Origin of the sequence: Mesobacillus jeotgali, from assembly GCF_002874535.1 — a bacterium.
In the GTDB taxonomy this organism is placed as follows: domain Bacteria; phylum Bacillota; class Bacilli; order Bacillales; family Cytobacillaceae; genus Mesobacillus; species Mesobacillus jeotgali.
On record NZ_CP025025.1, the window covers coordinates 1840768 to 1865670 of the forward strand.

The 24903-nt window shown below is 38.9% G+C and carries 25 protein-coding genes; 20 read left to right on the top strand and 5 right to left on the bottom strand.

Going from position 1 to position 24903, the window contains the following annotated elements:
• The first annotated feature begins 19 nt into the window (after positions 1-19).
• Positions 20-466: a hypothetical protein gene (locus tag CD004_RS09160; protein WP_102262475.1), complete on the top strand. Its 447-nt coding sequence runs from the start codon at positions 20-22 to the stop codon at positions 464-466.
• Between the two features lie 399 nt (positions 467-865).
• Here CD004_RS09160 and arr read toward each other — a convergent pair whose 3' ends face one another.
• Positions 866-1282 carry an NAD(+)--rifampin ADP-ribosyltransferase gene (arr, locus tag CD004_RS09165; RefSeq protein ID WP_102262476.1) on the bottom strand — a complete coding sequence of 139 codons (417 nt, stop codon included), beginning with the start codon at positions 1280-1282 and terminating at the stop codon, positions 866-868.
• Between the two features lie 343 nt (positions 1283-1625).
• Between arr and CD004_RS09170 the strand changes: the two genes are divergently transcribed.
• The 3 genes from CD004_RS09170 to CD004_RS09180 all read left to right on the top strand — a co-directional run bounded on the left by CD004_RS09170 (position 1626) and on the right by CD004_RS09180 (position 3953).
• Entirely contained in the window at positions 1626-2183 is a 558-nt protein-coding gene (locus CD004_RS09170) for a hypothetical protein (RefSeq protein ID WP_233434974.1), read from the top strand.
• 284 nt (positions 2184-2467) lie between these two features.
• Positions 2468-2932: a hypothetical protein gene (locus CD004_RS09175; protein WP_102262478.1), complete on the top strand. Its 465-nt coding sequence runs from the start codon at positions 2468-2470 to the stop codon at positions 2930-2932.
• 319 nt (positions 2933-3251) lie between these two features.
• Entirely contained in the window at positions 3252-3953 is a 702-nt protein-coding gene (locus CD004_RS09180; protein ID WP_233434975.1) for a DUF4386 domain-containing protein, read from the top strand.
• Between the two features lie 2 nt (positions 3954-3955).
• Here the strand turns inward: CD004_RS09180 and CD004_RS09185 are convergent, their stop codons facing one another.
• Positions 3956-4552 (bottom strand): Crp/Fnr family transcriptional regulator, encoded by a 597-nt coding sequence (locus CD004_RS09185; RefSeq protein ID WP_102262479.1) that lies wholly within the window; start codon positions 4550-4552, stop codon positions 3956-3958.
• Positions 4553-4740: 188 nt separating this feature from the next.
• Between CD004_RS09185 and CD004_RS09190 the strand changes: the two genes are divergently transcribed.
• From CD004_RS09190 to CD004_RS09220, 6 genes are all read left to right on the top strand, one after another.
• Positions 4741-5151 (top strand): serine hydrolase, encoded by a 411-nt coding sequence (locus tag CD004_RS09190; protein WP_102262480.1) that lies wholly within the window; start codon positions 4741-4743, stop codon positions 5149-5151.
• Positions 5152-5302: 151 nt separating this feature from the next.
• Positions 5303-6283, top strand: coding sequence for an NAD(P)-dependent alcohol dehydrogenase (locus tag CD004_RS09195; protein ID WP_102262481.1), 981 nt, complete (start codon positions 5303-5305; stop codon positions 6281-6283).
• Positions 6284-6535: 252 nt separating this feature from the next.
• Entirely contained in the window at positions 6536-6892 is a 357-nt protein-coding gene (locus CD004_RS09200) for a hypothetical protein (protein WP_102262482.1), read from the top strand.
• 57 nt (positions 6893-6949) lie between these two features.
• Entirely contained in the window at positions 6950-7357 is a 408-nt protein-coding gene (locus tag CD004_RS09205; RefSeq protein WP_102262483.1) for a hypothetical protein, read from the top strand.
• A gap of 116 nt (positions 7358-7473) precedes the next feature.
• Positions 7474-7836: a hypothetical protein gene (locus CD004_RS09210; protein ID WP_102262484.1), complete on the top strand. Its 363-nt coding sequence runs from the start codon at positions 7474-7476 to the stop codon at positions 7834-7836.
• 481 nt (positions 7837-8317) lie between these two features.
• Positions 8318-8785 (top strand): DUF600 domain-containing protein, encoded by a 468-nt coding sequence (locus CD004_RS09220; RefSeq protein ID WP_102262486.1) that lies wholly within the window; start codon positions 8318-8320, stop codon positions 8783-8785.
• A 274-nt stretch (positions 8786-9059) separates the two neighbouring features.
• On the opposite strand, the gene CD004_RS09225 is transcribed toward CD004_RS09220, so the two are convergent.
• Positions 9060-10499 carry an ATP-binding protein gene (locus CD004_RS09225; RefSeq protein WP_102262487.1) on the bottom strand — a complete coding sequence of 480 codons (1440 nt, stop codon included), beginning with the start codon at positions 10497-10499 and terminating at the stop codon, positions 9060-9062.
• Positions 10500-10709: 210 nt separating this feature from the next.
• Between CD004_RS09225 and CD004_RS09230 the strand changes: the two genes are divergently transcribed.
• The 4 genes from CD004_RS09230 (at position 10710) to CD004_RS09245 (ending at position 14771) form a co-directional block, all read left to right on the top strand.
• Positions 10710-11246: a sigma-70 family RNA polymerase sigma factor gene (locus CD004_RS09230; RefSeq protein WP_102262488.1), complete on the top strand. Its 537-nt coding sequence runs from the start codon at positions 10710-10712 to the stop codon at positions 11244-11246.
• Positions 11247-11654 (top strand): PadR family transcriptional regulator, encoded by a 408-nt coding sequence (locus CD004_RS09235; protein ID WP_102262489.1) that lies wholly within the window; start codon positions 11247-11249, stop codon positions 11652-11654.
• Positions 11655-11661: 7 nt separating this feature from the next.
• A complete protein-coding gene (locus CD004_RS09240) occupies positions 11662-12933 on the top strand; it encodes an FtsW/RodA/SpoVE family cell cycle protein (protein WP_102262490.1) in 1272 nt (423 codons plus the stop codon).
• Between the two features lie 380 nt (positions 12934-13313).
• Positions 13314-14771 (top strand): PstS family phosphate ABC transporter substrate-binding protein, encoded by a 1458-nt coding sequence (locus CD004_RS09245; protein WP_102262491.1) that lies wholly within the window; start codon positions 13314-13316, stop codon positions 14769-14771.
• Between the two features lie 355 nt (positions 14772-15126).
• Here CD004_RS09245 and CD004_RS09250 read toward each other — a convergent pair whose 3' ends face one another.
• Entirely contained in the window at positions 15127-15918 is a 792-nt protein-coding gene (locus CD004_RS09250) for a TIGR00266 family protein (protein WP_102262492.1), read from the bottom strand.
• A 374-nt stretch (positions 15919-16292) separates the two neighbouring features.
• On the opposite strand from CD004_RS09250, the gene CD004_RS09255 reads away from it, so the two are divergent.
• From CD004_RS09255 to CD004_RS09270, 4 genes are all read left to right on the top strand, one after another.
• Positions 16293-16574, top strand: coding sequence for a heterocycloanthracin/sonorensin family bacteriocin (locus tag CD004_RS09255; protein WP_233434976.1), 282 nt, complete (start codon positions 16293-16295; stop codon positions 16572-16574).
• Positions 16575-16721: 147 nt separating this feature from the next.
• Entirely contained in the window at positions 16722-18626 is a 1905-nt protein-coding gene (locus tag CD004_RS09260; RefSeq protein WP_102262493.1) for a putative thiazole-containing bacteriocin maturation protein, read from the top strand.
• Positions 18623-20572, top strand: coding sequence for a TOMM precursor leader peptide-binding protein (locus CD004_RS09265; RefSeq protein ID WP_102262494.1), 1950 nt, complete (start codon positions 18623-18625; stop codon positions 20570-20572). The genes CD004_RS09260 and CD004_RS09265 overlap by 4 nt, the downstream gene beginning before the upstream one ends.
• 11 nt (positions 20573-20583) lie before the next feature.
• The gene (locus CD004_RS09270; protein ID WP_102262495.1) at positions 20584-22140 is read left to right on the top strand and encodes a SagB family peptide dehydrogenase; all 1557 of its coding nucleotides are present in this window, start codon (positions 20584-20586) and stop codon (positions 22138-22140) included.
• A gap of 137 nt (positions 22141-22277) precedes the next feature.
• Here CD004_RS09270 and CD004_RS09275 read toward each other — a convergent pair whose 3' ends face one another.
• Positions 22278-22805 carry a hypothetical protein gene (locus CD004_RS09275; RefSeq protein WP_102262496.1) on the bottom strand — a complete coding sequence of 176 codons (528 nt, stop codon included), beginning with the start codon at positions 22803-22805 and terminating at the stop codon, positions 22278-22280.
• 182 nt (positions 22806-22987) lie between these two features.
• On the opposite strand from CD004_RS09275, the gene CD004_RS09280 reads away from it, so the two are divergent.
• Together CD004_RS09280 and CD004_RS09285 are read left to right on the top strand one after the other, a co-directional pair.
• Positions 22988-23734 (top strand): alpha/beta hydrolase, encoded by a 747-nt coding sequence (locus tag CD004_RS09280; RefSeq protein WP_102262497.1) that lies wholly within the window; start codon positions 22988-22990, stop codon positions 23732-23734.
• A gap of 682 nt (positions 23735-24416) precedes the next feature.
• Positions 24417-24869, top strand: a complete 453-nt coding sequence (locus tag CD004_RS09285) for a hypothetical protein (RefSeq protein ID WP_102262498.1) — start codon at positions 24417-24419, stop codon at positions 24867-24869.
• The last annotated feature ends 34 nt before the right edge of the window (positions 24870-24903 follow it).

Below are 24903 nucleotides of genomic sequence, written 5' to 3' on the forward strand. Positions count from 1 at the left end.
GAAGAAAAGGGAGATTTGATTGAGAAGCAACCATTTACTTTTGATTACAGTATTTCTAATAGTATTAACCTCTTTTTCACCATGTAAGCCAATGGCAACATCTTGGGCATATTCATTTGTAGTTTGGGACGGGTATATTTATGTGATAAGTGATGAATATGTAGCAGAAGTTGATAGTGAAATTGGTCAAGTCTCAAAGTATTCGGATATGGAACAGTACTCTGGTAACTTCTCTAATGCTTATAAGAAAGGTACTAAATACTATTCAATTGAAGGTATAAGTACGGACGAAGCAATAGCCATAGAAGAATCCGATGGACAATATATAAAGGCATACAGAGAAGGAGAATATGAATTAAGAAGTATTTTTGATGGTAAGCCTGGTATTATAAAAATTTTCATACTTTCGATATTGTGTATTTTAGTCGTTATTATTATAAATAAAGTCCGAAATAATAATCGATGAAAAACAATTCGCTGAATGTGATGGCTTCCAATGGATTAATAACCTTTCAAAATTACATAGTCTAGATTACTGGAATATGGCAGTAGAGATTTCGAGTTTGGCCGATAGTCTTTATATAACTAATGAAGAAAAGTGCAATACACAAAACCCTCCAGGATTTTTAGGATGACCGGAAAAGCAGCTTCTAAAATCAGGGGAAATATATAAGTGCGATAATCCAAGGAAGGATTGCCGCCTTTTTGTGGTGAGACTTTATTGAACATACGGAGATTAGTTGAAGAAACGTGGTTTAGTTTCAAAAATCGCCTGTTGCACCCCTGTGGTGCAATAGGCGAAAGAGAAAACCAATTCGAAAAAGTAAATTGAATTGGCTTTCTCAAGGCATCAGCTGTTTAAAGATTAATCGTATATTACATCTTTTCCTTGTTCACGTAACTTTTTAAGAGATGCAAGCATATGATTGATCTCTTCATCGGAATGTCTTTCCCATGAACTTAATTCCGCCACTATTTTCAAAGGAGAATTAGACCTATAAGAACGTGTTGGGTTACCAGGAAATCTCTTGTCAGTTAAGTTGGGGTCATTTTCAAAATCACCTAATGGTTCTACAATATAAATTCTTTCTTTTGATTTAGATGTTGCTAATTCAGCACCCCATTTAGCAGCATCCAGTGTTGCAGTAAAGTATATAAAGTTGGATTTTTTATCTTGGTAATTTGATAAGTGATGTGGTTCTAATAAATCACCTAATTTTAACTCTGCTTTAGTACCATGAAAAAAAGGACCTTTATCTAAGACATCTTTTTTGTCATTCATACTGATACACCTCTTATATTTTTTGATTTGTGTAAACAGTATATTATTGGAATTACAAAAAGAGTAGTCTGTAAATTATTTATTAATAGTTGTATAATGTAAGTAGAGGGATTGATATTGAACGACCATTAACCAACATTTTCATTTAGCATCACCATTTTGGGTTGCTGCGGAATTTTGAACTGACAAATGGTCTTATACTTGTAATCAAGCAATAGGGTGCGTTGATCCAGAAGGATTAACCGCCTTTTTTGTTTGAATCCCTTATTAAATAAACGAATAACACAAATGAGGTTCAAAGCAGGGGTGTGATCGTATTTTTCACGATGGATTTCCAACCAATTTGAGAGATGATGTAACTAAAATAATTAAACTCATTCCTCAAAAGACCTATAATAATGTCCCTATTGGAGAATCAGAGGACATTGTTAAGTATGTTCAAGATGATACCGTGATTAAATTTCCTTATCGGATTTATTACATCGACAATTCAGATGAATTTATAGACAGTTTAAATAAAAAACAAAAAATGATTGTACATTGCATTTATTCAAGAAGTTGTGACGGTATTGTACGACAAAAACATATGAATTCATTGCTTTTGATGGATTTTGAAGATTGGACAATACCATACATCGTAAAAATATGTGATGAATATGTCTTAGAAATATTAGAAATGATTTATGAAATCTTAAAAGACCAGGACACAGAAAGAATCAAAAAATTTTGTCTTCAAAATAATGTTTCGTTTTGTAAAGGCTATAACAGAATGATTAGCTATTGGAACGAATATTACAGATTTAAATACAACGATTTTCAACAATATATCGGTAGAAAACTATTTAGAGATTGTTTTGGATACTCTAAATCAATGGAAGGCAGGAAAAACAGGAGTTTGTGAAACGCAATTAAACTATCGGGTGCGTTGATCCAGGCAAGATTAACGCTATTTTTGTGGAATTCCCTTATTAAACAAACTAGGAAGGTTTGATGAATGAGGGATATAGTAGGCTCTATTTTTAGTGATTGAATTTTCGGATTATTGAATGTATATTTAACAAAACAACCACAAAGTTATATTCGATTAAGCTATGTTGTTATTGAACTAAAGATGCATAATGTTGAATAAGAAATCACAAAAGTAATGAGTATTTACATTAAAATAAGCTTAAACGGAGTTTTGAGATGCGAAAAGTTTATCTAGATAGAACAGAATTAACTGGAGCCATAAATGTAAATTTAATAGATACTGAGGTTATACCATCAGGTACAACAATTTACCCTATGAGTGTTTATCATAAAAATGAGGAGTATCAAAGATATGCTAATGATTATGATATTCAATTTATCTTTGACGATGATATTCCACATTTAAAATTTTATACGGTTCCATATGTAGATATTATGGCAAAAGATAGTAAAGGTGGATTTATCGGAACTGTTGGTCAACAATGTGATTTGAAAAGTGACGCACCAATTTGTTATATCAATAGGGATTTAGAGTGCTTGATAATTTCTGAAAACGGAGAAGATTTTCTGAGTAATATAGAATCATGGCAAGACAACTTGATATCCTATGATAAAATTACTGTTTATCGTTCGAAAGCGGAAGCAGAAATGGAACTAGAATTTATCGATTTGTCTGTTTGATAGTCCTCCATCATTATAAATTCATATTGAATTAACGGGTGTGATGATCCAAGAGGGTTATCCACTTTTTTGTTGAATTCTTTTTTAAACAAACGGGAAGTTGAAGAAGCATGTCATTATTGGTTAATACATAGTAGACTGACTACGCAACAACGAAGTTAACAGGATGTGAACTCAATCCTTTTGTCGGTATCGAAAACTTTACCAGAAAAAAACATTGCTAAAATTTCTTAAAACGTCAATTTCTTGATTTAAGTCAATGAGAATCTTCCTAAGACAGAATACAATTTGAGTGAAACCAATTTCGAGGAGGTTCTTTATGACAACAAATAATAATATGCAACGAAAAGCAGCCGTCATTTCAGCTATCGCATTGCTCATTATGACGCTGGCGGCATTTTTTTCTCAGGGATATGTACACAGTTCGTTAGTGATTAATGGAGATGAGGTAACTACTTTAGAAAACATCCAAGCATCTCAATCCTTGTTCAGACTTGAGATACTTGGATGGATAATCATTCTCATTACGGATCTAATTGTATCATGGGGCTTTTACGTGTTTTTGAAGCCTTTTCATCGCGAATACGCATTATTGGCTGGTTGGCTCCGTTTGCTTTACACAGCAATTTTGGGAATTGCGGTATCACAACTCGTTATCGCTAATAGTACCCTTCATGAATCAGTGACAGGTGAGGCATTGGGTACTATACCACAACAAGTTATGCGGTCCATCACAGCATTTGAAGAAATATGGTCAGTGGGATTAATCATTTTTGGGATACATCTTATCACAGTCGGCTTGGTAGCAATGAATACAAAAAAGATACCCAAAGTCCTTAGCTTTCTAGTAATCTTAGCAGGCTTCAGCTACTCGCTCATTCATTTCATGTACGGATTTATTCCACAGCTTGAAGGTTTTACCAAAATATTAGAAATGATTCTTATTGCTCCGATGTTTATTGGAGAATTAGGTTTTGGTATCTGGTTATTAGTAAAAGGGAGAAAACTGACTATAGATTAATACTAATCAACAATTCTGAGGTGACTTGCTTCTGAGCGTTTTTTAATACGACTAAGGGACTCTGGTTTTATTCCAAGGTAGCTTGCTAGTTGGTACTGGGGAACTCGGTCAATTAAATCTGGTCTTTTTTTCATCAAAGCATGATATCGCTCTTCTGGAGTCGAAGAAATGAAGGAGGAGAAATCATCCCTCATAGCACCCATATCTCCTTCAATCATTTTGCGAGTCATAGCCTCTAATACCGGATGCATGTCGTAAACTTCCTGCTCAGTAGCTAAATCGCCTACAACAAGCGTACAGTCCTCCAAACAGCCAAGCGAGTATGGCGAAGCTTTATCCGGAGTATGTTGATTAAAGATCGTTACACTTCGTTCTTCCGTAAAGAAATTGTAAGTATTCTCATTTCCATTTTCATCAACAGCATACTGACGTACACAGCCTTTTAAGACAAAATAGCATTTGTCAGGAACTTCTCCTTGATGTAGAAGGATAGTTCCTTTCTTAAAAGTAGCAACAGGAACATCTAATGTCAGTTTTTTTAATTCTGCTTCACTGAGGTCAGAAAAACGTTTCATATATTGGATGAGTACATCTTTCATGTTATATAACTCCTTAACAAGTATTGTAAAGATATTATTAGTATAGCAATAGGGACAGGTCATTGTTCTCATCTCTAAAGAAAAAATTTGAAAGGGTAGATGAGGAAATGAAAAACAGAAGGCGACATCTGAAGATAATGATTCCTATATCCATAGTTATTTTTTAAGCATTCTTTATCCCCTGGGGTATGTTGGCCTGTGGATTTCTCCATTACTGGATTCGGTACAAAAGGAAGTCGAACCATGGACTTGATGGCATAATCGTCTATGCAGATGAACCAGAAGGAACATCGATATATTCTGCCGGGTGGAATAATAAGGACGACAAAGTTGAAGCTGATCCTGAGACATTGTTCAAGATCGCAAGCATCAGTAAGCTATATATTGCGGTTGCTGCTGCAGAAGATGTGGGAATATTCTTGAGGTCATTAAACGATGGCACATTAGTCAATAAAAAAGACTTTATGGCTACCCAATATATTGGCTGTACCGGTCACAACAACCTTCCAATGCTTAAAGCATTCCAGAATAACGGATGTACAGTTATAGAACGAAATAAGGTTTTCAAAAGGGAAAACAAAAATTTGTTCAGAGTATAGGGTGAGTTGATGAGGAAGGATCAATGTGCTTTTTTTTGAATTCCTTAAGCTAAAGATGCAGAATAGTATAAGAACAGTAATTGGACTATTGGTCTATTTATTCGTAATATTCGTATTATATAAAGGGATAAAACGAATTTGAGGTGGATAAATGAAAGCCACTGTGTACACAAGGTACGGTCCCCCCGATGTTCTTGAACTGAAACAGGTAGAAAAACCTATTCCGAAAGACAATGAAATCTTAGTTAAAGTAAAAGCCACAACCGTAACAGTAGCAGATATCCGGTCACGGAATTTTACAGTTCCTCCTGCTTTTTGGCTACCTGCACGTATCACACTTGGATTGAGACAACCAAAAAAAGAGATATTAGGAATGGAGTTAGCTGGAGAAGTAGAGTTAGTTGGAAAAAAGGTAAAAAGGTTTAAGCAAGGGGACCAAGTTTTTGCAGCAACCTTGGCTGGATTTGGTGCTTATGCCGAATATAAGTGTTTGGAGGAAGATGGCCCTGTAGCTATTAAGCCTTCCAATACAACTTATGGAGAAGCTGCTGCCATTCCTATTGGAGCTCGTACAGCTTTGTATTTTCTTAGCAAAGCAGGTATAAAGAGCGGTCAATCGGTTTTAGTCTATGGAGCTTCAGGAAGTGTAGGAAGTTATGCAGTTCAGATTGCCAAATATCTCGGAGCAAACGTTACAGGGGTTTGCAGTACCACGAATTTGGAATTAGTAAAATCTCTGGGAGCTGACAAAGTAATTGATTATACAGCAGAGGATTTTTCTAGTACAGACGAAACATATGATGTCATCTTTGAAGCGGTAAACAAGAGTTCCTTTTCAACTTGTATGAAATGGTTAAAGAACAACGGTACCTATATAAATGTTTCTGAACCGCTACTAAGTGTTCAAATGCTATGGACTAAATTGACGAGTAGCAAGAAACTATTATTGAGCCGAAATTCACCTGAAACTTCTGAAGCATTAAACCTTCTTAAAGAACTTGTTGAGATGGGGAAGTTAAAAGTGGTCATTGACAGATATTATTCGTTTGATGAGATTGTCGAAGCTCATAGATATGTCGAGAAAGGACACAAGAAGGGAAATGTAGTTATAAATGTGGAACATAACACTTAATATAAGATGTACTAAATACACGCCTCTCCTTGAAGAATATATTAGTTCGAGTTAAGTAGTGTATCACCCTATAATAAATGTAAAGTTAGTGAAATAATGTACTTAAACTATAGGGTGTGTTGATCCAGGAAGGATTAACCGCCTTTTTTGTTGAATCCCTTATTAAACAAACGATGCAGTAATGTAGAAGAAGAAGGCACTTTCTTTCTAATATCGAAGTATTTAAAATGAAAATGAATAAGGGGGATGCAAATGACGTTGTTTAGAATATTAACTGAGGTTACAGGTGGTATGGGGATTGGCATTATACTTTTGTTGACATTTATACTTATTTTTGTCGGTTCAGCTTTCTATATGTTGAAGAAATATAAAGGATTAGCATCTCCAATGAAGTTGTCTATTGGTATTGCTATTTATTTAGTTATTTCAGCGGTACTATCTGATGTTTTATTAAATTCTTTATTATTTTCACAAGGAGAGTACATTAATTATGGTCTTGGTGCAGGCCTATTCAGACTACTGTTTAGTATTTTAGTCGGTCTACTGGTTGGCTTTTTAATAACAAAAGTAGTTTATTTCAAGGTAGTAAGTAAATCCTTATTGAGCTAAAGAAGCAGTAATGTTGAAGAAGATAAGATGAGACTTTATTAAAAAGGATGGATAGATGTGGATAAAACGTTCGAAGAATATATACTTAGTATGAATAAAAGAGCTGTTGGATATGCTAAGTCTTTTGATAAAGACTTTAATTATAAAGAGGATAACATAGAAGATTTGGAAGAAATATTAGATTATTACTCTAATGATTTAAAGAGTGAAATGCCTACTGAAAATCAAATATATTCAATGGCTTTGATATGGGGTGCTTATCTCGGACAAATGATAAAAGAACATGTCAATCCGGCACTAAACTGGGTTAATGAAGATGTATTTGATGATGGAGAAATTATTCACCTTAAATCTGGAGAAAATAGGATTTTCCCAATTGATAAGGTCTACAAGAGATTAATAAATGGTAAAGAAGATAACATAATCTCTTTTTATAAGGTCATTAAAGAAGAATTCAATAATTAAGTTTTTAGGTTAATTAAGTGGGTTGATCCAAGCAGGATTGATTCACTTTTTTAGAAACTACTTTGAAACTAAAGAGACAGTTATGTTTAACAGGGCTTAATGAGGTGAGGAATTTGTTGAAAAGAGAAATGAAATTTTTAAATCGTTTATCAAAAAGAGCCAAAGTATGTGCATCAGGAGTAATCATAAGTTTATTGAGTATTTTTATTGCGGATTCTTCCCTTATGTTTTTTAGCGTAGTTTATTTACTTGGAGTATTTTTAATCTTTATCAGTACATTTATTGGTATTGAGAAATTTAATAAAAATTCAATAGGAGAGATAATATCAAGTTTTGCTTTGGTATTAATTATGTTAGGAGTATTTGCACCTATAGGTATTAGCCCGAAATTTTATTATGTTCAATTCGCAGGAGCTACACTGATGTTGGTCGGAACAACATTAAAAAGTCCAAAAAAGACCATCGATAACAATCCTTAAACTAATACATGCGTTGATCCGGGAGGGATTAATGCTTTTTTGTTGAATTCCTTTATTAAGCTAACGGGGCAGTAATGTTGAAGAAGGGTATTGTAGGGGAGAGGAATAAAAATTGGATAAACAAAGAACTTTCTTTTATGGGTTTATTGTTGGTTTTGTATTAATGATTTTACCTATACCGCATTTTTTCTTTTGGAAAGATGTTATGGATAATGTTGAAGTAATATTTCGATATGGTGGGTTCGTTTTGATGGTAGTTTGCGGAATTCCTTTGATTATTGATGTCTTTAGGAGTTTTTTTAAATGAATTACAATAATGAGTTCCCGATTTCCAGATCGTACTGTTTGGTCAACTAAAGAGGCAGTTTAATTTAATAATGATTTATATCTTTGATACATGATTAGAGATCACATTCTTATATATATGTATGAAACTGATAGATAAAATTTGCGACATAGAATTGAGGTATTAATAAGCAAGATGACAAAGATATTTGAGGATTTTTTTTCCGAATTACAAGCAAATATAGTTTCAGCATGTTTAGATTATGTTGATGATAAAGCTGACGAAATCTTTATTTATTGCTCCTATGAACCTAAAATGTATTTTTTTGATGTTTTCTATAAAATCCACGGAGAAATAATCCATAAACACAAATTAAATCAGGTAGTTGATAATACTAACAACAATCATGTATATGATGTATCAAGAGAAAATCAGAGGTATTTATTAAAAGCTGGCAATGAATTATTCAAAAACCTGCATAAAAAATTTCTGGAGTTTAATAGAGAAATGCCTACAGAAATGAAGTTGCATTTTGATGTTAAGCATCATAAATTACATGGTAAATATAATTATGAACTAGTGTATTCTAATGATAGTGAATTATTTCTTGATAATATATTTGAGCTTTGGTATGACGAAATTAAAGCCAAAAATAAGGGTTAAAAGCTGGCAGCTTCTTATTTAAACAACGGGAGAGGAGAAAAATAACTATCTTTGTGAATAATTGCACTTAAACTATAGGGTGCGTTATGTTGAACAAGATTGTATACATTTTAGATGCGCAAATACAATAAATCAGAAAAATGGCGTGTTAAAACTGTAGTCAGTTTACACGCCATTTTAATTGTCATATATATGATATGCACACTGAAACGGAAGGGTTACATTTTTAACCGACCGGGTTAAGTTCACTAGTAAGTGATACTTATTTCCCTGATTAGATAATGTCATCCTGGTAATTATCATGTACAGGCAGGGTAATCGTAACGGTTGTTCCTTCATCAACGATGCTAGAGAAATCGATTTTGCCGCCATGGTTTTTAATGATTTTCTGGCAAATCATTAAGCCGAGGCCGGTTCCTTTTTCTTTTGTGCTATAGAAGGGTTCTCCTAGTTTATTGAGACGGTCTTCTGGAATTCCTGCTCCCTGATCCGTAACCTGAATGGAAGCTAGGTTTGCTTCTTTTGAAATAGCCACAAGAATTTCTCCGCCGTTTGTCATCGCCTCTATAGAATTCTGGATTAAATTGATTAACACCTGCTTTATTTTATCTGGTTCACAATCTATGTAAATGCTAGGTGAATCAGTTTTGATCTTAATAAAGGCATCCGATAGCGTTGCCTGAGGATTGAGCAGGTTCACAACGCCATTCACCAGAGGGATCAAATCTACATTCGATAGATTGGAAGCCTGAGGTTTGGCTAGGACCAGTAAGTCTCCAACTATTGACTCTATACGGGCGAGCTCATCCAGGATGATCTCGGCATAATCTTCTGCTTCTTCTGCTGGGTGCTCACTCAAAAGCTGAGTAAAGCCTTTTATCGCGGTCAACGGATTCCTAATTTCATGAGCGATGCCGGCTGCCATTTGGCCGATTACTGAAAGCTTTTCAGCTACCTGCAGCTGGTCCTCGGTTTTCCTTTGTTCTGTAATATCTTTAATGATGACAAGGGAAACGTCTCTGTTTTTGAATACCGTCGGGATAAGCTGCACCTCAGCTCTCTTCGAATCATTATCTTTCCGAATCAAACTGATTTCAAGGTCACTGGAGTCTCTTGAGTCCAGGCTTTCTCGCAGCAACTTATAGTCCTTTGGGTCAGTATAGTCATACAAAGACGTACCAACTATTTCATCGAAACTGGTTGCCCCCATCAATTTCTTACCCTGTTCATTAATGTAAGTCCATACACCGTTTTTTGTGATGATCCCCATTGTATCCTTGGAATGTTCAAGGAATAACCGATCTCTTTTTTGACGTTCTTTCAGTTTTTCCTCCCGATTTACGCGGTGGGTTACATTTCTTGATATGAGCACAACCTCTGTGTGTGAATGCCCCTTCGTGCTGCTAGACTCCAGCCAAAGATAATCACCTTCTTTTCTCCTGAAACGAAACATGATTTCTCCGTATTGATTGGAAGAAAAGTAATGTTCTAACTTTTCCTGGTCGAACGGATGGCAAAAATTAAAAATGGACTGCTCGAACAGCTCGGCTGACGTATAACCAAAGAGAGTTTCACAGGAGGGTGCTGTATAAGTAAATCTTCCGTCCAATGTATGACTGGAGAGAAAATCATTTGCATTCAACAGTGCTATGCTTATATCATGTAAATCTTTTATATCTGAGGTATAGGCTCGTTGAGTTTCTTCTTTGATCATGTTAAAAGCCTCCCTTACAATTAATTTCTGTATAATATGTCCGCATGATTAAAATCCACTTTCTATTTTACTAGACGAAGGACAGGAGGAACGAATATTATTTTCAATTTTTAAAAAATAGAACTTTTATCCCGATTTTAAGATGTGAAAAAAAGTTACTAAAACCTTTTTTAGAATATGTCGTCTATAACTAATGAAGGGGGAACGGTTGTGGATGAAATAACAGCAGAGATGAATGAAATTGAGAATGCGGCAGAGGCGATTGATGAAATCATGACCAGATATGGGAAAGAGATTCTGCAGCTAACGTTTTCGTATGTAAAAAATAAACAAATCGCTGAGGATTTGACTCAGGAGATTTTCGTGAAATGTTATAAATCGCTTCATACATATAGCGGAAAATCAAAGTTCCGGACCTGGCTATGGCGAATTGCTTCCAACCATTGCAAGGATTATTTGAAAAGCTGGTACAACAAGAATGTTTTTACGACCGATTATCAGCCTATTTATGATTCACTGCAGAGTGATAGTGTCGAGCAAACAGTCATCCAGTACGAAGACGATGGTCAGTTGGCCGCTGCCGTTATGGAGCTGCCAGTTAACTATCGGGAAGTGATTTACCTTTTTTATTTTGAAGAGATGAGCATCAAGGAAATCTCGGCGGTGACAGAGGTTAAAGAAAATACAATTAAGACACGTCTTAAGCGAGCGAAAGAACTCCTGAAAGAAAGATTGGAGGAAATATAAATGGAAGAACGGCTGAATAAACTCCGGAAATCTATGGAGAAGTCCATTTTTAAAGAATTAAGTTTTTCAGAAAAAATGAGAAAAGAAATTCATAAGCAAATAAACATGCCTGATGAAAGTGATGATTTGCTTACGGTAGCAATTCTGCAGCTGCTTCTTCATGAAAAAACAGGGTATGAATTGACGGGACTGCTAAGGTCGAGAGGCTTCAAGAAGTTTGAGAACAACGAGGGAACCTTATACACGATGCTACACAAGCTGGAGCAAAAACGCTTGATCACTTCCTGCTGGAAAAGTGAAGGAACGAAATTCTATCAGATTATCGATAAAGGGAGGAAATATCTCCGTAAGCATAAGAAAGAATCGTCTTCAGGCCGTATCGTCATAAATGGATTGCTGGAGGAGTGATAGAGCTATGAATAATAGATGGAATCATTTTTTAAGTGAAGTGACAAATCATATTCGCTCAAAGGAAGCGAAGAAATTTGTGGCATCAGAGTTGGAATACCACCTAAATGAGGTCAAAAAAGAATGGGTTGGTAAAGGTTTGAGTGAGAGAGAGGCGGAGGAAAAAGCGGTTAGCCAAATGGGAAATCCGTCAATGCTTGGACACGAGTTGAATAAACTTCATAAGCCCAGGATTGACTGGTGGTTGATCGGTTTGTTGGCTATTACCATGGCACTGAGCTTCCTGCCGCTGATCACATTGGGTGATGAGCTATCAGATAGATATTTAGTGATGAAAGCTATTCATGTTTTACTAGGTGTGATGATTGCAGCAACCATGATGTTTATTGATTATCGAAAATTGGAAAACATAGGATGCGTATTTTATTCTATCGGGATATTGTTTTTATTCTTATTATTAACGATTCCAAATGCGATCATAAATGGGGTTCCATATTTTATGATTGGTCCGTTCCAGATTGAAAGCCACTACTCACTGCCATTCTTGTTTCTGGGCTGGGCTTCATTTTTCAACAATCCGAAAATCAAACTATGGCAGCACTTTTTATTATTTGCTTTACCACTGATTCTTTTAATGGCAGTTCCGAACATAGCAGTTAGCTTCATCTACATCGTAATGATTTTTATAATGATGTGGTGGAGCACGATTAGTCGTAAAACTGCAACTCTCATAATGATCACGTCGATATTGGTAGTTGCAGCCTTTAGCACGTTTGCCTGGTTCACAGTGAAAGAATATCAGCTTGCAAGGATATTAGGATTCCTGAATCCCGAAAAGTATCCAGGCAGCTGGGGATATATGTATCTGCAACTGAAAGAACGATTATCCTCTGCAGGTTGGTTCGGTTCAGCTGCTAAAAGTGAACCATTACCATTCGAACATACGGACTATGCCTTTATTAATCTGACCTATCACTACGGTTATTTGTTTGCGATTGGCTTATTCGTTATTCTCTCACTGTTTGCGGCGAGGATTGTTATGATATCCATTCAAACCAACTCTGGATTTGGAAACCTGTTGCTGGTGGGCGGTGTAACACTTTTTCTCGTTCAATTCATCTATAATGTTGGAATGATGATTGGCTTGCTTCCACTGACGTCCATGTCCCTGCCATTCATCAGTTATGGATTTATCCCGATGATATTAAATGCGTTTATTATGGGAGTCGTACTGAGTGTATATCGGAGGAAGGATCTTACTTTAAATAGAGCAGCTTGATGAAGAGGGAGGAACTGTATTGGTTCCTCTCTTTTTTTTGTAGGGTAATTTAAATTGGGTTTTTATTGGCGCCCTCTTTTTGGGCATTTTGAAGGTTTTGTTCACCAAAAGGCTGTATTGGCGCCCTGTTTTTCGTATTTTTGAAGATTAAGGTCGCCAATAGGCTGTATTGGTGCCCTGATTTTCGTATTTTTGAAGATTAAGGTCGCCAATAGGCTGTATTGGTGCCCTGTTTTTTCTCATTTTGGAGATTTAGGTCACTAATGAATACAATCGTGATTCTTTCCTTTTTAAATTCAAACTGCAAAAATAAATATTTACCATTTTATTCTTTTGGTGTAAAATTACACTAAATAAATGTTTCATTGGGGGTCTTGGTAATGAAGAAGGATGCCGGGTTTATAGTTATTTATCTAATATTAATGCCTCTATTTCTATCTTTTTTCGGGATTGCGGTTTTACCGATTGAGAAGTTCGGTCCGCCAGCCCTGTTAGGGATTATCTCGATTGTTGCTATGATCATAGGGTTTCGATTTGGGAAAAGGCCGCAGGCCAAAACGTTTTATGGTCGGTATCTGCCGATTTATACTCCGCTTTTGCTGACCGTGTTTCTTGCTGCAGTTGGGATGATAATATCAAAGGGATTCTTCGGTCATCAGGTATGGGCAATTTTCGTATTCACGCTATTCCCTTTTTTGCCGAATTCGTTTATATCCGCGATGATGGGACAATTTATATACACATTTGCAGTGCCGTTCGCTTATTATTTATTCTTTTTAATCGGCTATATCGTCTCTGAACGGAGGACGAATTCTAAAGTTACCATCAGCAAGCTGAATCTGTTTGCAGGGATAGGCACCATTATCCTGTTGTTGGCTGTCATTGGTTCAATTCATATTGAGCGCAGCAAGCATATTCTTCCGCCGTCCTATGGCTTTGATTATGGAAATGGCTTTTCGAGTGTCGAACTGGAGCCGTATTATGTGACGAACCCAAATAACATCCTGCCAAAGCTTCAAAAACCGGCGAGTTTCAGTGTGGAAACTCAAAGCGAAATGCCCATTTTGGATGGGGCGGAGGCAGCGTATCCCGTTTATGCTGCATTCGCAAACGCAACCTACATAGATATTAAAAACAAAAACGCGCTTCCAACAGGTGAGGAGATTGTTAGTTTTACGAATACAATTTATGCCTTTGAAAGACTAGTATCAGGTGAGGTTGATATTTTCTTTGGAGCCCAGCCTTCTGCTTCGCAACAAAGCCTGGCAGAGAGCAGGGGGAAGGAACTCGTTCTCACACCAATAGGCAAGGAAGCCTTTGTGTTTTTTGTAAATGAAAAGAATCCTGTTGAATCCCTGTCTTCGGAGCATATTAAATCCATTTATTCTGGTAAAATATCCAATTGGAATGAAGTTGGTGGAGAGGATAATAAGATCATGGCGTTCCAGCGGCCAGCGGACTCGGGCAGCCAGACAATCATGGAAAAATTCATGGGTGATACACCGTTAATGCCAGCGCTGAAAGAAGAAGTTGCGGGAATGGGCGATGTAATGGAGGAGGTTGCCAGGTATCGCAACTACAATAATTCAATAGGTTACTCATTCCGCTTTTTCACAACAGGCATGAATCCGAATGAAAAGATCAAGCTGATCTCACTGGACGGAGTCGAGCCATCACCTGAAAACATTGCCTCAGGTAAATATCCATATGTCGTCAATCTATATGCAATTACAGTAAAGGACAACCCAAAAAAATCCGTCCAGCCTATGCTTGAATGGATGCAGGGTCCTGAGGGCCAGAAGTTGCTTGAGGAGGTTGGATATATTCCATTACAATAGGATAACGCATGATAAATCGACCAACCAAAAAGGCTAAACCTGGGTAATACCTGGTTTAGCCTTTTTTTGTCGTCGTCGACTTTATAATAAGAAGATTAAAGGTACAGACTAGCTATTCCGCCTAGCAGTAAAAGAATGGTGCCGGTTAATAGGGCTATTTTGGTAGGACGATTTGATTTATGAAAAATCCTTGAGAACATCCGTCAACACCTCGCTTAGAAAGAGTTTAGCTAACTTTAATACGTTTATGGAATGGAAAAGATTCATGTATTACAGGTAGGTGCTCTTTGTTCCATTATTCTCATATGAAAAAAGGATGGTTCCTGACTCGGAATCCATCCCCATTTGTTCATCATTAATCACCATCAAGCATTCTGAAGACTCCACCAAGGACACTGCCTTCGCCTTTGTTTTGTCCTCCGGCTTGTGGTGCGGCTGCAAATACTCTGCTGGCTAGGCGGCTGAATGGAAGTGATTGGATCCATACAGTTCCTGGGCCTCTAAGTGTCGCAAAGAAGAGACCTTCTCCGCCAAATAAGGCTGTTTTAATGCCTTTTACCATTTCGATGTCGTAATTCACGTTGCTTGTCATTGCAACCAGGCAGCCAGTATCGACTTTGATGACCTCTCCTGGTTGAAGTTCTCTTTTATGTATCGTTCCGCCAGCGTGTACAAATGCCATCCCGTCTCCTTCAAGCTTCTGCATGATGAAGCCTTCTCCACCAAAGAAACCTGCTCCAAGCTTCCTTTGGAATTCAACTCCAACTGAAACACCTTTTGCCGCAGCGAGGAAAGCGTCCTTTTGGCAGATGATCTTGCCGCCATTCTGACTTAAATCCATCGGAATGATTTTACCAGGATAAGGAGACGCGAATGATACATGCTTCTTATCGTGACCAGTATTGGTAAATGTGGTCATGAAAAGGCTCTCGCCCGTCAATAACCGCTTTCCGGCACCAAACAGTTTGCCAACAAAACCGCCTCCACTGCCTGAACCATCGCCAAAAATCGTTTCCATTTCAATTTGCTGGTCCATCATCATCAGACTGCCAGCTTCAGCTACAACCGTTTCATTCGGATCCAATTCAACCTCGACAAACTGCATGTCATCGCCGTAGATTTTAAAATCAATTTCATGGTTTCTCAATGCTATTCCCTCCAAATAATTGAGTTTACATGTTCATTGTACAACTTTGTGTTGGAAGTTGCAGAATATTTTTATAGTAAATGATTAGGGATTTATGCTTCATTTTTTGAATCAATGGCCGAATCAATTCGATTTTTCCAAACTCTTGCGCCTCATGTACTCGAAGGAACTGAAAGTAATCAGTTTCAGCCGTATTCTTCTGTATAAAATTAAATAGGCTTTTGCATATGTGACAAAGGCCGTTTCGTCTTCATAAATTGGTGAAGAGTATTCTTATTAATTATGTTTGTACCATGTATATAGGAATATTTTCGGTAGTGCTCAACGCTGTGACTTGTATTTTGGAGCCCTGTATTTATCCGAGGAGGTAAAGAATGATGATGAATAATTTTCAAAATGAATTGCAAATGCTGAATGTTGGTGATTTCCAGGCAACTCAGCCGGTTAGCTGGGATCAAAACCAGTACCATTCAGGGGATGAGCGGATTTTTCTAGGTTTGGGTGGTTTTGGCGGTTGTTTCGGTTTTTCTTGCTTCTTTAGCTGCTTTGGCTGCGGTGGATGTTTCCGTTGTGGAGGCTGCGGTGGTTGTGGAAGATGCGGACGTTGCGGCGGTTGTGGACGCTGTGGTGGTTGCGGCCGCTGCCATCGCGGTTAAGTTAGACAATCCAGATATTAGCCCCTGCGTAAGTTCTTGCGGGGGCTTTTCTTCATCATAAGACATAAGGGACAAATTGCGCTACATACGATGATAATGACAGTCAATGAAGGAGAGTAAAGGCATTTGTGCCTGAGGAGGAGTGAGATGGTGAAGCTGGACCCTTCTATGGTATTGAAGGTGAAAAGAGATACATTTTATCTCGCAGAACCAAACAGTGGTGTGTATTTAAGGAATAATTCATGTTCATTCCGTCTCGAAGGCAATGGAATTGACCAGTGGGTTGAAAAGCTTTTGCCAATGTTTAACGGGGAGTATTCGCTGGGAAAATTGACCGATGGCCTGCCTGAACCTTACAGGCAGCGCGTTTATCAAATTGCTGAAGTTCTTGTTGAAAATGGTTTTGTCAGGGATGTGAGCCAGGATGAACAGCATCAGTTATCTGAGCAGGTACTGAAAAAATTCGCCTCGCAAATTGAGTTTGTAGACAATCTGGCTGGTTCCGGTGCGTCAAGATTCCAGTCATTCCGCAAGGCAAAGGTACTGGCCGTAGGCTCCGGTCCCATGTTGAATTCTCTCGTTTCCATTTTGCTAGAATCCGGTCTGCAGAAACTGAATGTCTCTATTACAGATGAAATCCCGACGAATAGAAAAAGGGTGGCAGAGCTTGTGAATCATGCACGTAAAACAGATTCGGAGGTGGAGTACGAGGAGCATAATAGTAACGATTGGAGCGAGGTGATTAGCCCTTTCGATGCGGTCCTCTATGTTTCACAAAGTGGCAATGTTGAAGAACTGAGGCTTTTGCAATCGATCTGCAGGGAAGTTAAGAAAACGTTCATTCCAGCCATACTGTTCAAACAAACAGGGATGGCCGGTCCCTTGTTTGCTCCTGATTCAGAGCTTTGCTGGGAATCGGCGTGGAGGCGATTGCATTCTTCTGTTTTGGAAAAAGAGCAGAAGGTCTCTGCCGCATCTTTGACCACCGGAGCATTGCTGGCAAACGTTATTACATTTGAATTATATAAAGAACTTGCGGGCATCACGATAGCTGAACAAAGAAACAGAATTTATTTGCTGAATTTAGAAACTCTCGAGGGAAGCTGGCATTTGGTTTCGCCACATCCACTGGTAACAGGCAATTTCACATCCATAAAGGTAGGAGATCTTGAGAATCGGCTTGGTCATGACCTAAGAGTAGCTGAACCTGGAAAGCTTCTGCAGTATTTCAGTCTATTGACTTCAAAAGAGACTGGGATATTACATGAGTGGGAGGAAGGGAATCTTAAGCAGCTTCCATTGGCACAATGCAGGGTCCAGGCAGCCGATCCGCTGTCAGATGGGCCGTCTGAATTACTGGCAGCAAGGATTTGTACAGGGTTCACACATGAAGAAGCACGAATGGAGGCGGCGTTGACGGGAATTGAAGCATACGCAGCCCGCATGGCAGAAGTGATTGAGAATGGCCGAAATTTGGGTGTGGGTGCCGGTGAATCTTTTCCTGAAGCTGTTGCGCGAGGGCTCCAAAAATGTCTCTCAAAGGAATTTAACAATCGACTGCTCAGTGTGAAAGAGTCTATTTCCCTTATTGACCTTGAGCTTATTGAGGATGAGAGATGTGCTTTCTATTTAAAGTCTCTTACTACGATACAGGGAGAAACACGAGTGGGGGTTGGGGAGGAAGTTCGTGGTTTCCCAGTTATCTGGATCGGTACGCAGAAAGGCTGGTATGGAAGCCCTGGTCTGAATACAACTTTGGCGTTAAGGATCGCTTTACAGAAAGCATTATCCGATTTTCAAAATGAGTCAGCTGGAGATGGAGCTAAAGTCCTGAAAGAGTCAGAGGTTCATTATTGGGAAAGGGATAAACAAAGCTTAACGATTCCGGAATGTACTGGAAGGATTCAGCGTGAAACCCTGCAGGCAGCGATTGATGTGCTTAAACAGAACAGAACCCAAATGTCAGTGTGCGAATTAAGCTTTGAACAGATTTTCAACCAGCAACTTGAAGGCGTATTTGGTGTATCGCTGCGAGAGGAGGGATTGAGTTGAGTTCCTTCGTAGTCATTATTGGGGAAGGCTGGCTGGCTGATTCGGTTGCTGGTGAATTATCATCACGCTATCAGGTTTTCAGAAGGACTGATTTTGAGAATGGGCTGCCAGAAAATACAGAATTGATGCTTGTCCTTCATGATTTTTGGAACCCAATGGCGCATCACAAAGCTGAAGAAGCGGTAAGACTGACTGGCAGTCCCTGGCTCCGTGCCTTTGTTTCGTTTGGAGAGGGAATCATCGGACCGCTCGTCAGGCCTGGCACCCCCGGATGCTCCCAATGTGCTGACCTGAGGAGACTGCTAGGAGGTCAGGAACGGAGCGAAATGCGTGAAGTGAAGCGAAGGCTGGCGGCTGAAACAGAAACTGGTTCGAATCCATGGGCATCGAAAAATGGACTTTTGCATCTGACTCATTTAATTGTAACTGAAGCGGATCAAGTTCTTGCGGGCAAAGAGTGCCTTTCGGCAGGTAGAATGTATTTTACCGAATTAAAAACATTGAATGGATCCTGGCATTCGTTTCTGGCCGATTCCCTGTGCGAGGTATGCAGTACTATTCCGGATGATACAGCTTCACTTGCAAAAATCACATTAAATCCAAGTCCGAAGATCAGTGCGAGCAGCTACCGATGTACACCGCTGGACAAGATGAAGGAATCTCTCATCGGCGATTATTTTGACAATCGGACAGGACTGCTAAACAGTAAAATGTACGATTTGGTCACTCCATTCGCCGATGCGAGCGTTAATCTGCCAATGATCTCCGGAGGAAATGAGGGCACAGCCGGCAGGACACAATGCTACGCAGAAAGCGAATTGACTGCCATACTGGAAGGGCTTGAACGCCACTGCGGACTTCAGCCGCGCGGGAAGCGGACAGTCATCCATGACAGTTACCGGAACTTGGAAAAGCAGGCATTGAACCCATTGGAAGTTGGTGTCCATGCCGATGAAGAATATGAAAAGCCTGGCTTTCCATTTGAAAAATTCGACCCTGAGCGCGCGATGGATTGGGTATGGGGCTACTCTCTTATTGAAGAGCGTCCGATTCTCGTCCCCGAGTTGCTTTCCTATTATAGTCTCGGATGCGGATCAGCCGGGTTTGTCTATGAAACTTCAAATGGCTGCGCGCTTGGCGGCAGCAGGGAAGAGGCGATTTTTTACGGCATCATGGAAGTGGTAGAGCGTGATTCCTTCCTTTTGTCCTGGTACTCAAAATTGAAGCTGCCACGTCTCGATCTTCAATCTGCTGAAGATGAAGAACTGCTTTTAATGGCGGAGCGGATGAGGGCTGTAGCTGGTTATGATTTGTATTTATTTAATGCCACCATGGAGCATGGTATTCCAAGTGTTTGGGCGATGGCGAAAAACAGGAAGGATAATGGGTTGAACATTATTTGTGCGGCAGGTGCCCATCTTGATCCGGTTAAGGCAGCCAAAAGTGCTGTTCAGGAGCTCGCCGGAATGATGCTCAATCTCGATGAAAAACTGGAATCGAACAAGGAAAAATACTTGCAAATGCTCGATGATGATTCACTAGTGCGAGAGATGGATGATCACGGAATGCTGTACGGATTGCCGCAGGCGGAGGAACGCTTAGGCTTCCTGCTCGATGAAGATCGACCATTACAGAGTTTTCAAGACGCTTTTCAAAAGGAGTCGCGACATTCGGACCTGACGGAAGACTTGAATGATATCTTAAAGGAATTTAGACGATTGGGACTCAATGTCATTGTTGTCAACCAGACTCCTCCTGAATTAAACAAAAATGGCCTTCATTGTGTGAAAGTATTGATACCGGGGATGCTGCCAATGACCTTTGGAAACCATCTGACACGTCTCAAAGGGCTAGATCGTGTACTACACGTCCCGATGAAGCTTGGTTATGTGAAAGAACCAATGTCATTTGAAGAACTAAATACCTTCCCGCATCCGTTCCCTTAGGAGGCAGCAGGATGAACCTTGATCAATTTTTAAGAGATCTTCAGTTTAATATAGAACGTGCCAATCAGCAAAACTGGGAACCAAACTGGGAAGACGCTCCTCTTACCTATAAACTGTATAAAGGCTTGCCAGTGGTGCCACTATCCGGTGAGGTCCCCTTGTCCCTGGCAGAAAACAAGACGCCAGCCAAGCCGGGGATAGAGGAGATTGGACATTTCCTTTGGTATGTTTATGGAATCACTCAAGTAAGCGAGTCGTTTTTTTCTGATGATGCTGATCCAGTCCATACTTATAGGAGGCATGCTCCTTCTGGTGGGGGACTCTACCCGAACGAACTTTATGTATATTTGAAGATAGATGATCTCCCTGAAGGGATTTACCATTATGACCCTGCACATCACCGCCTAGTTTTGCTCAGGGCTGGCAACTTCGATTCCTATATTGCTGCCGCTCTTGGCGAACGTTGCGATATCTCTTCCTGCTTTGGGACCGTATTCATTTCAACGATGTTCTGGAAAAACTTCTTTAAATACAATAATTTTTCATACCGTTTGCAGGGGTTGGATGCTGGTGTACTGATGGGGCAGCTGCTGGCAACGGCAAAACGTTTTGGTTTTGCTTCTGGTGTTTACTATCAATATCTGGATTCGGCAATCAATCATCTTCTCGGATTATGTGAGAAGGAGGAAAGTGTGTATTCAATTATTCCGCTGTCAGTGGAAACAACCAACTGGTCTGCGAATAGTAAAGATTCACACAATAATCTAACCTCAGCTGAGTTGGTCAGGGAACTGAAACCTGTTGCTTTGAAGAGGCATGAACGGTCGAAGGAAGTATTAGAGTTTCCTAAACTAATAACCTTGAATGAAGCAGCAAAACTTGAGTCGACCGAGTCGTTTAATAGGCTCTGTAACCAGCCTAGTGAAGTTATGGGGAATCGACAAGTTAGTCTTCCTAGAACTGAATCAATAGCATTTGATTTGGCAGAGGTAAGCAAAAAACGTTCATCACCAGAAATGGATTTTGTTTTATCCAGTGTTAGTCAGCAGCAGCTGGCTGACCTGTTGAAGGAGTCGATGTCTGCTTTTTCCTATCGCAATGATTTAAACGGAATTTACTGCAGCAATGAGCCAAGAGTTTCGATCTACGGCTGTTTTTATAATGTAGAAGCCATCCCGAATGGAGCGTACTATTACAATCAGGCACAACATTCTTTACAAGAAATTCAGCAGGGGGACCACCGTCTGCAATTACAAACAGGGTTGTCCATTGATAATGTCAACCTCATGCAAGTACCACTTTGCTTGCATGTCGCTGGCAATAAGGATTTTTTACGAGAAGAATTAGGTTATAGAGGCTACCGGATATTACAAATGGAAGCAGGAATGCTCGTACAAAATTTACTTTTAACAGCTTCTGCTCTTGGATTAGGGGGCCATCCCCTGCTAGGGTTTGATGCAGGCAGGGCTGATGAGCTTTATAGAATGATAGGGAACACCAGCTTAATCCAGATACCAATTGGATCATTTCGTCCGCGTCAATGGTTAAAAGGAAGTTTGCATAGCTAGAAAAGCAGAAATAGTAGATAAAGAAAGGCAAGGGAACCCACTCCCTCGCCTTTCTTTTGATGGCCCGAACTTATTTTTATAAGTCCGTACTTGTATAGGATTAACATCAGAAAAAAAAGCTGATGCAAAATCCTATTTTAGTTTTCGATTGGATCAGTGATAATTCCATCATCAAAGGAGATGTTGCGATGATGGGTGACGCCGAATTTTTTATAGGTAATCCTTAATAAATTTATATCATTTTCTGGAGTCGTGCCATTGTATTGTACAGCCAATATTAAATAAAAATCCTTGTCTACTTGGTAATTTTTAATATCGATGAAATCCTCGTGCAGCCCTTCTTTTAGTACTGATTCCTCATCCAGTCCGCCAATACTTCGATTTTTTGATACATATGGTTCAATCTTAAACTCATCATCATCCTTGGCGACAATAGTTCCGTCTTTCTTAATGAACTCGACTTTTTCCAGGGTTGGTTTTCCGATGCCTTTCCATGTAAAATCATATCCCAAATAATATTTCTTTCTGTCCTCGTAATGCTCATACCCTATGGTAGTATGGCTCCATTTAGTGAAATCCCCATGAGAGCTGACATAATCAAATGTCCAAAATGGTGCAATAATTACAATCATAACCACTAACATAATCACAATTAATCTCTTCACTAAAAAACCCCCTATTCAATCCAAAAGTCAATTAAATATATTTTTGTGGCATTCAAATATGTCTTGAAGATTCTTATTTTCTATATACTTCCAGAATACTCCTTCTTTTTGAAATGTTTCTGGAAGGAAATTAATTCATATGGTAAAATTTTCATCAAATTAATCGAAAAGAGTGTGTAAGCATGATTGAAAGTTTCTCAGTGTCATTGTTTGGAAAGGAAAGGAATATTAGAGTCTATTTGCCTTCGAATATGAAAGACAAGAAATATCCCGTTTTATACATGCATGATGGGCAAAATGTGTTTGGCAATGAAGAGGCGATTGGCGGTGTGGGGCTTGAACTGGACGACTACCTGGAAAAGAATGATGAGGAACTCATCGTTGTGGCAATTGATCAGAATTCCGGGGAACGAGTGAATGAGTATTGTCCCTGGATTAATGGAGAATATACAACAAAGCTGCTTGGCAAGCCGAGTGCTGAAGGTGGAAAAGGCAAGGAATATGTTGAGTTCATCGTGAACGAATTGAAACCTCTCATTGACTCGAAGTATGGTACGAATCCCGATGAAACCTATATGGCCGGCATCTCTTTGGGCGCATTAGTCACAACATATGCAGCATGCACTTACCCTCATATTTTTAAAAGAATCGCGGGTCTTTCATCCGGTTTTTACCGTAACCAGGAGGAAATCGAGCAGCTGATGAAAACGGCAGATTTGTCTCATCTGGAAAAAATATATCTGGATTGCGGTACAAAAGAAGGTGGCGAGAAACTTGCTGGGCCATTCCTGGAAACCAATGAAGCCATTTTCGAGATTATCAGGCAAAAAGGAATCAAGGCAGAACTGAAAGTCATTGAAAGTGCCGAGCATAATTATCAAGCCTTCAAAAAACGTATATCAAAGGTTATTTCGTATTTACTTGAATAAAACCAGACATTGTAAAAAAGCAAAACATTCTGTTTTAGGGTGCATATCATTTAAATGACAATAAAAATGGCGTGTAAATTGACATCAGTTTTGGCACGCCATTTTTCTAATTTAATGTATTTTCGGATTTGAAATATAATGGTTCTTATTCAACAAAGCACCCGTTTATTCCACACCATAAAAGAACGGACCCTGGTGAAGGGATCATCATGGGCTGCTAAATAAGCGGAGAAACTTCCCTTATTTAGAAAATGGCACGGAAAACAGCTTAAATAGACGGAAGATTTCCGCCTATTTACTTGAAAAACATAAAAAATTGGCAATCGTGCTTGCTTAACCGGAAAACCTCCGCTTATTTACCCCTTACCGAGCTATACTCTACTGTTTATCCGGATATTCTCCGTTTATTTCTAGGATTGTTAGTTACTCAATTAAGGTTAAGCCTTCTCTTGTTTTAGAAAAAATCAATCTTCCGCTAACTGCTCCCTTCGTTGAAGAAAAAAAGTAAGTTAATCGTTATACTGGCTTTACTTGAATGCAATGTTCGTAGAATGGAACCCTTAAATTGACTTCCGAACTGGCCATAAAATTGACAGTGTAAATGACCGAGGTTATGGGTCGATATGAAAAAATAGGAAACATTTCCACATTTATTGCGTCTAATTGCAAAAGGGGTGTTTTTATGTGGAAATATTTCTTAATCGTCATCATGCTTTTTGGACTTTTCCTTGCAGGCTGTTCTGATAATGGCTTGTCTGGGTTTAAGCCACCAGCAGCTTTTGTCAATATTGGCGATGAAAAATATGAAACGGATTTAGGAACTTATTGCTGGAAAGGTACATGTGTCGACACAGTTAGACCAGTCGAGCGTTTAGAAGGCAAAGAACCCATTATCGTAAAAGCTGGGGAAACAATTACTTTTGAAATGGATTATGACCCCAAGCCTAATGAAATCCACTTAATCCAATTTCATGATAATCAGGAAAAGGAAATTACCGTTTCTGATAACAGCTTTACCGCCCCGACTGAGGCAGGGATCTATTATTATTCATATGGCGTTTGGTGGATGGATGAAAAGGAAGAGCACTTATCACTCGGAGATGCTTTTTACGCATTTGCCATTGAGATTAAGTAAATGACTAAAAGCGATTTTGCAATAAGTTCCTTCC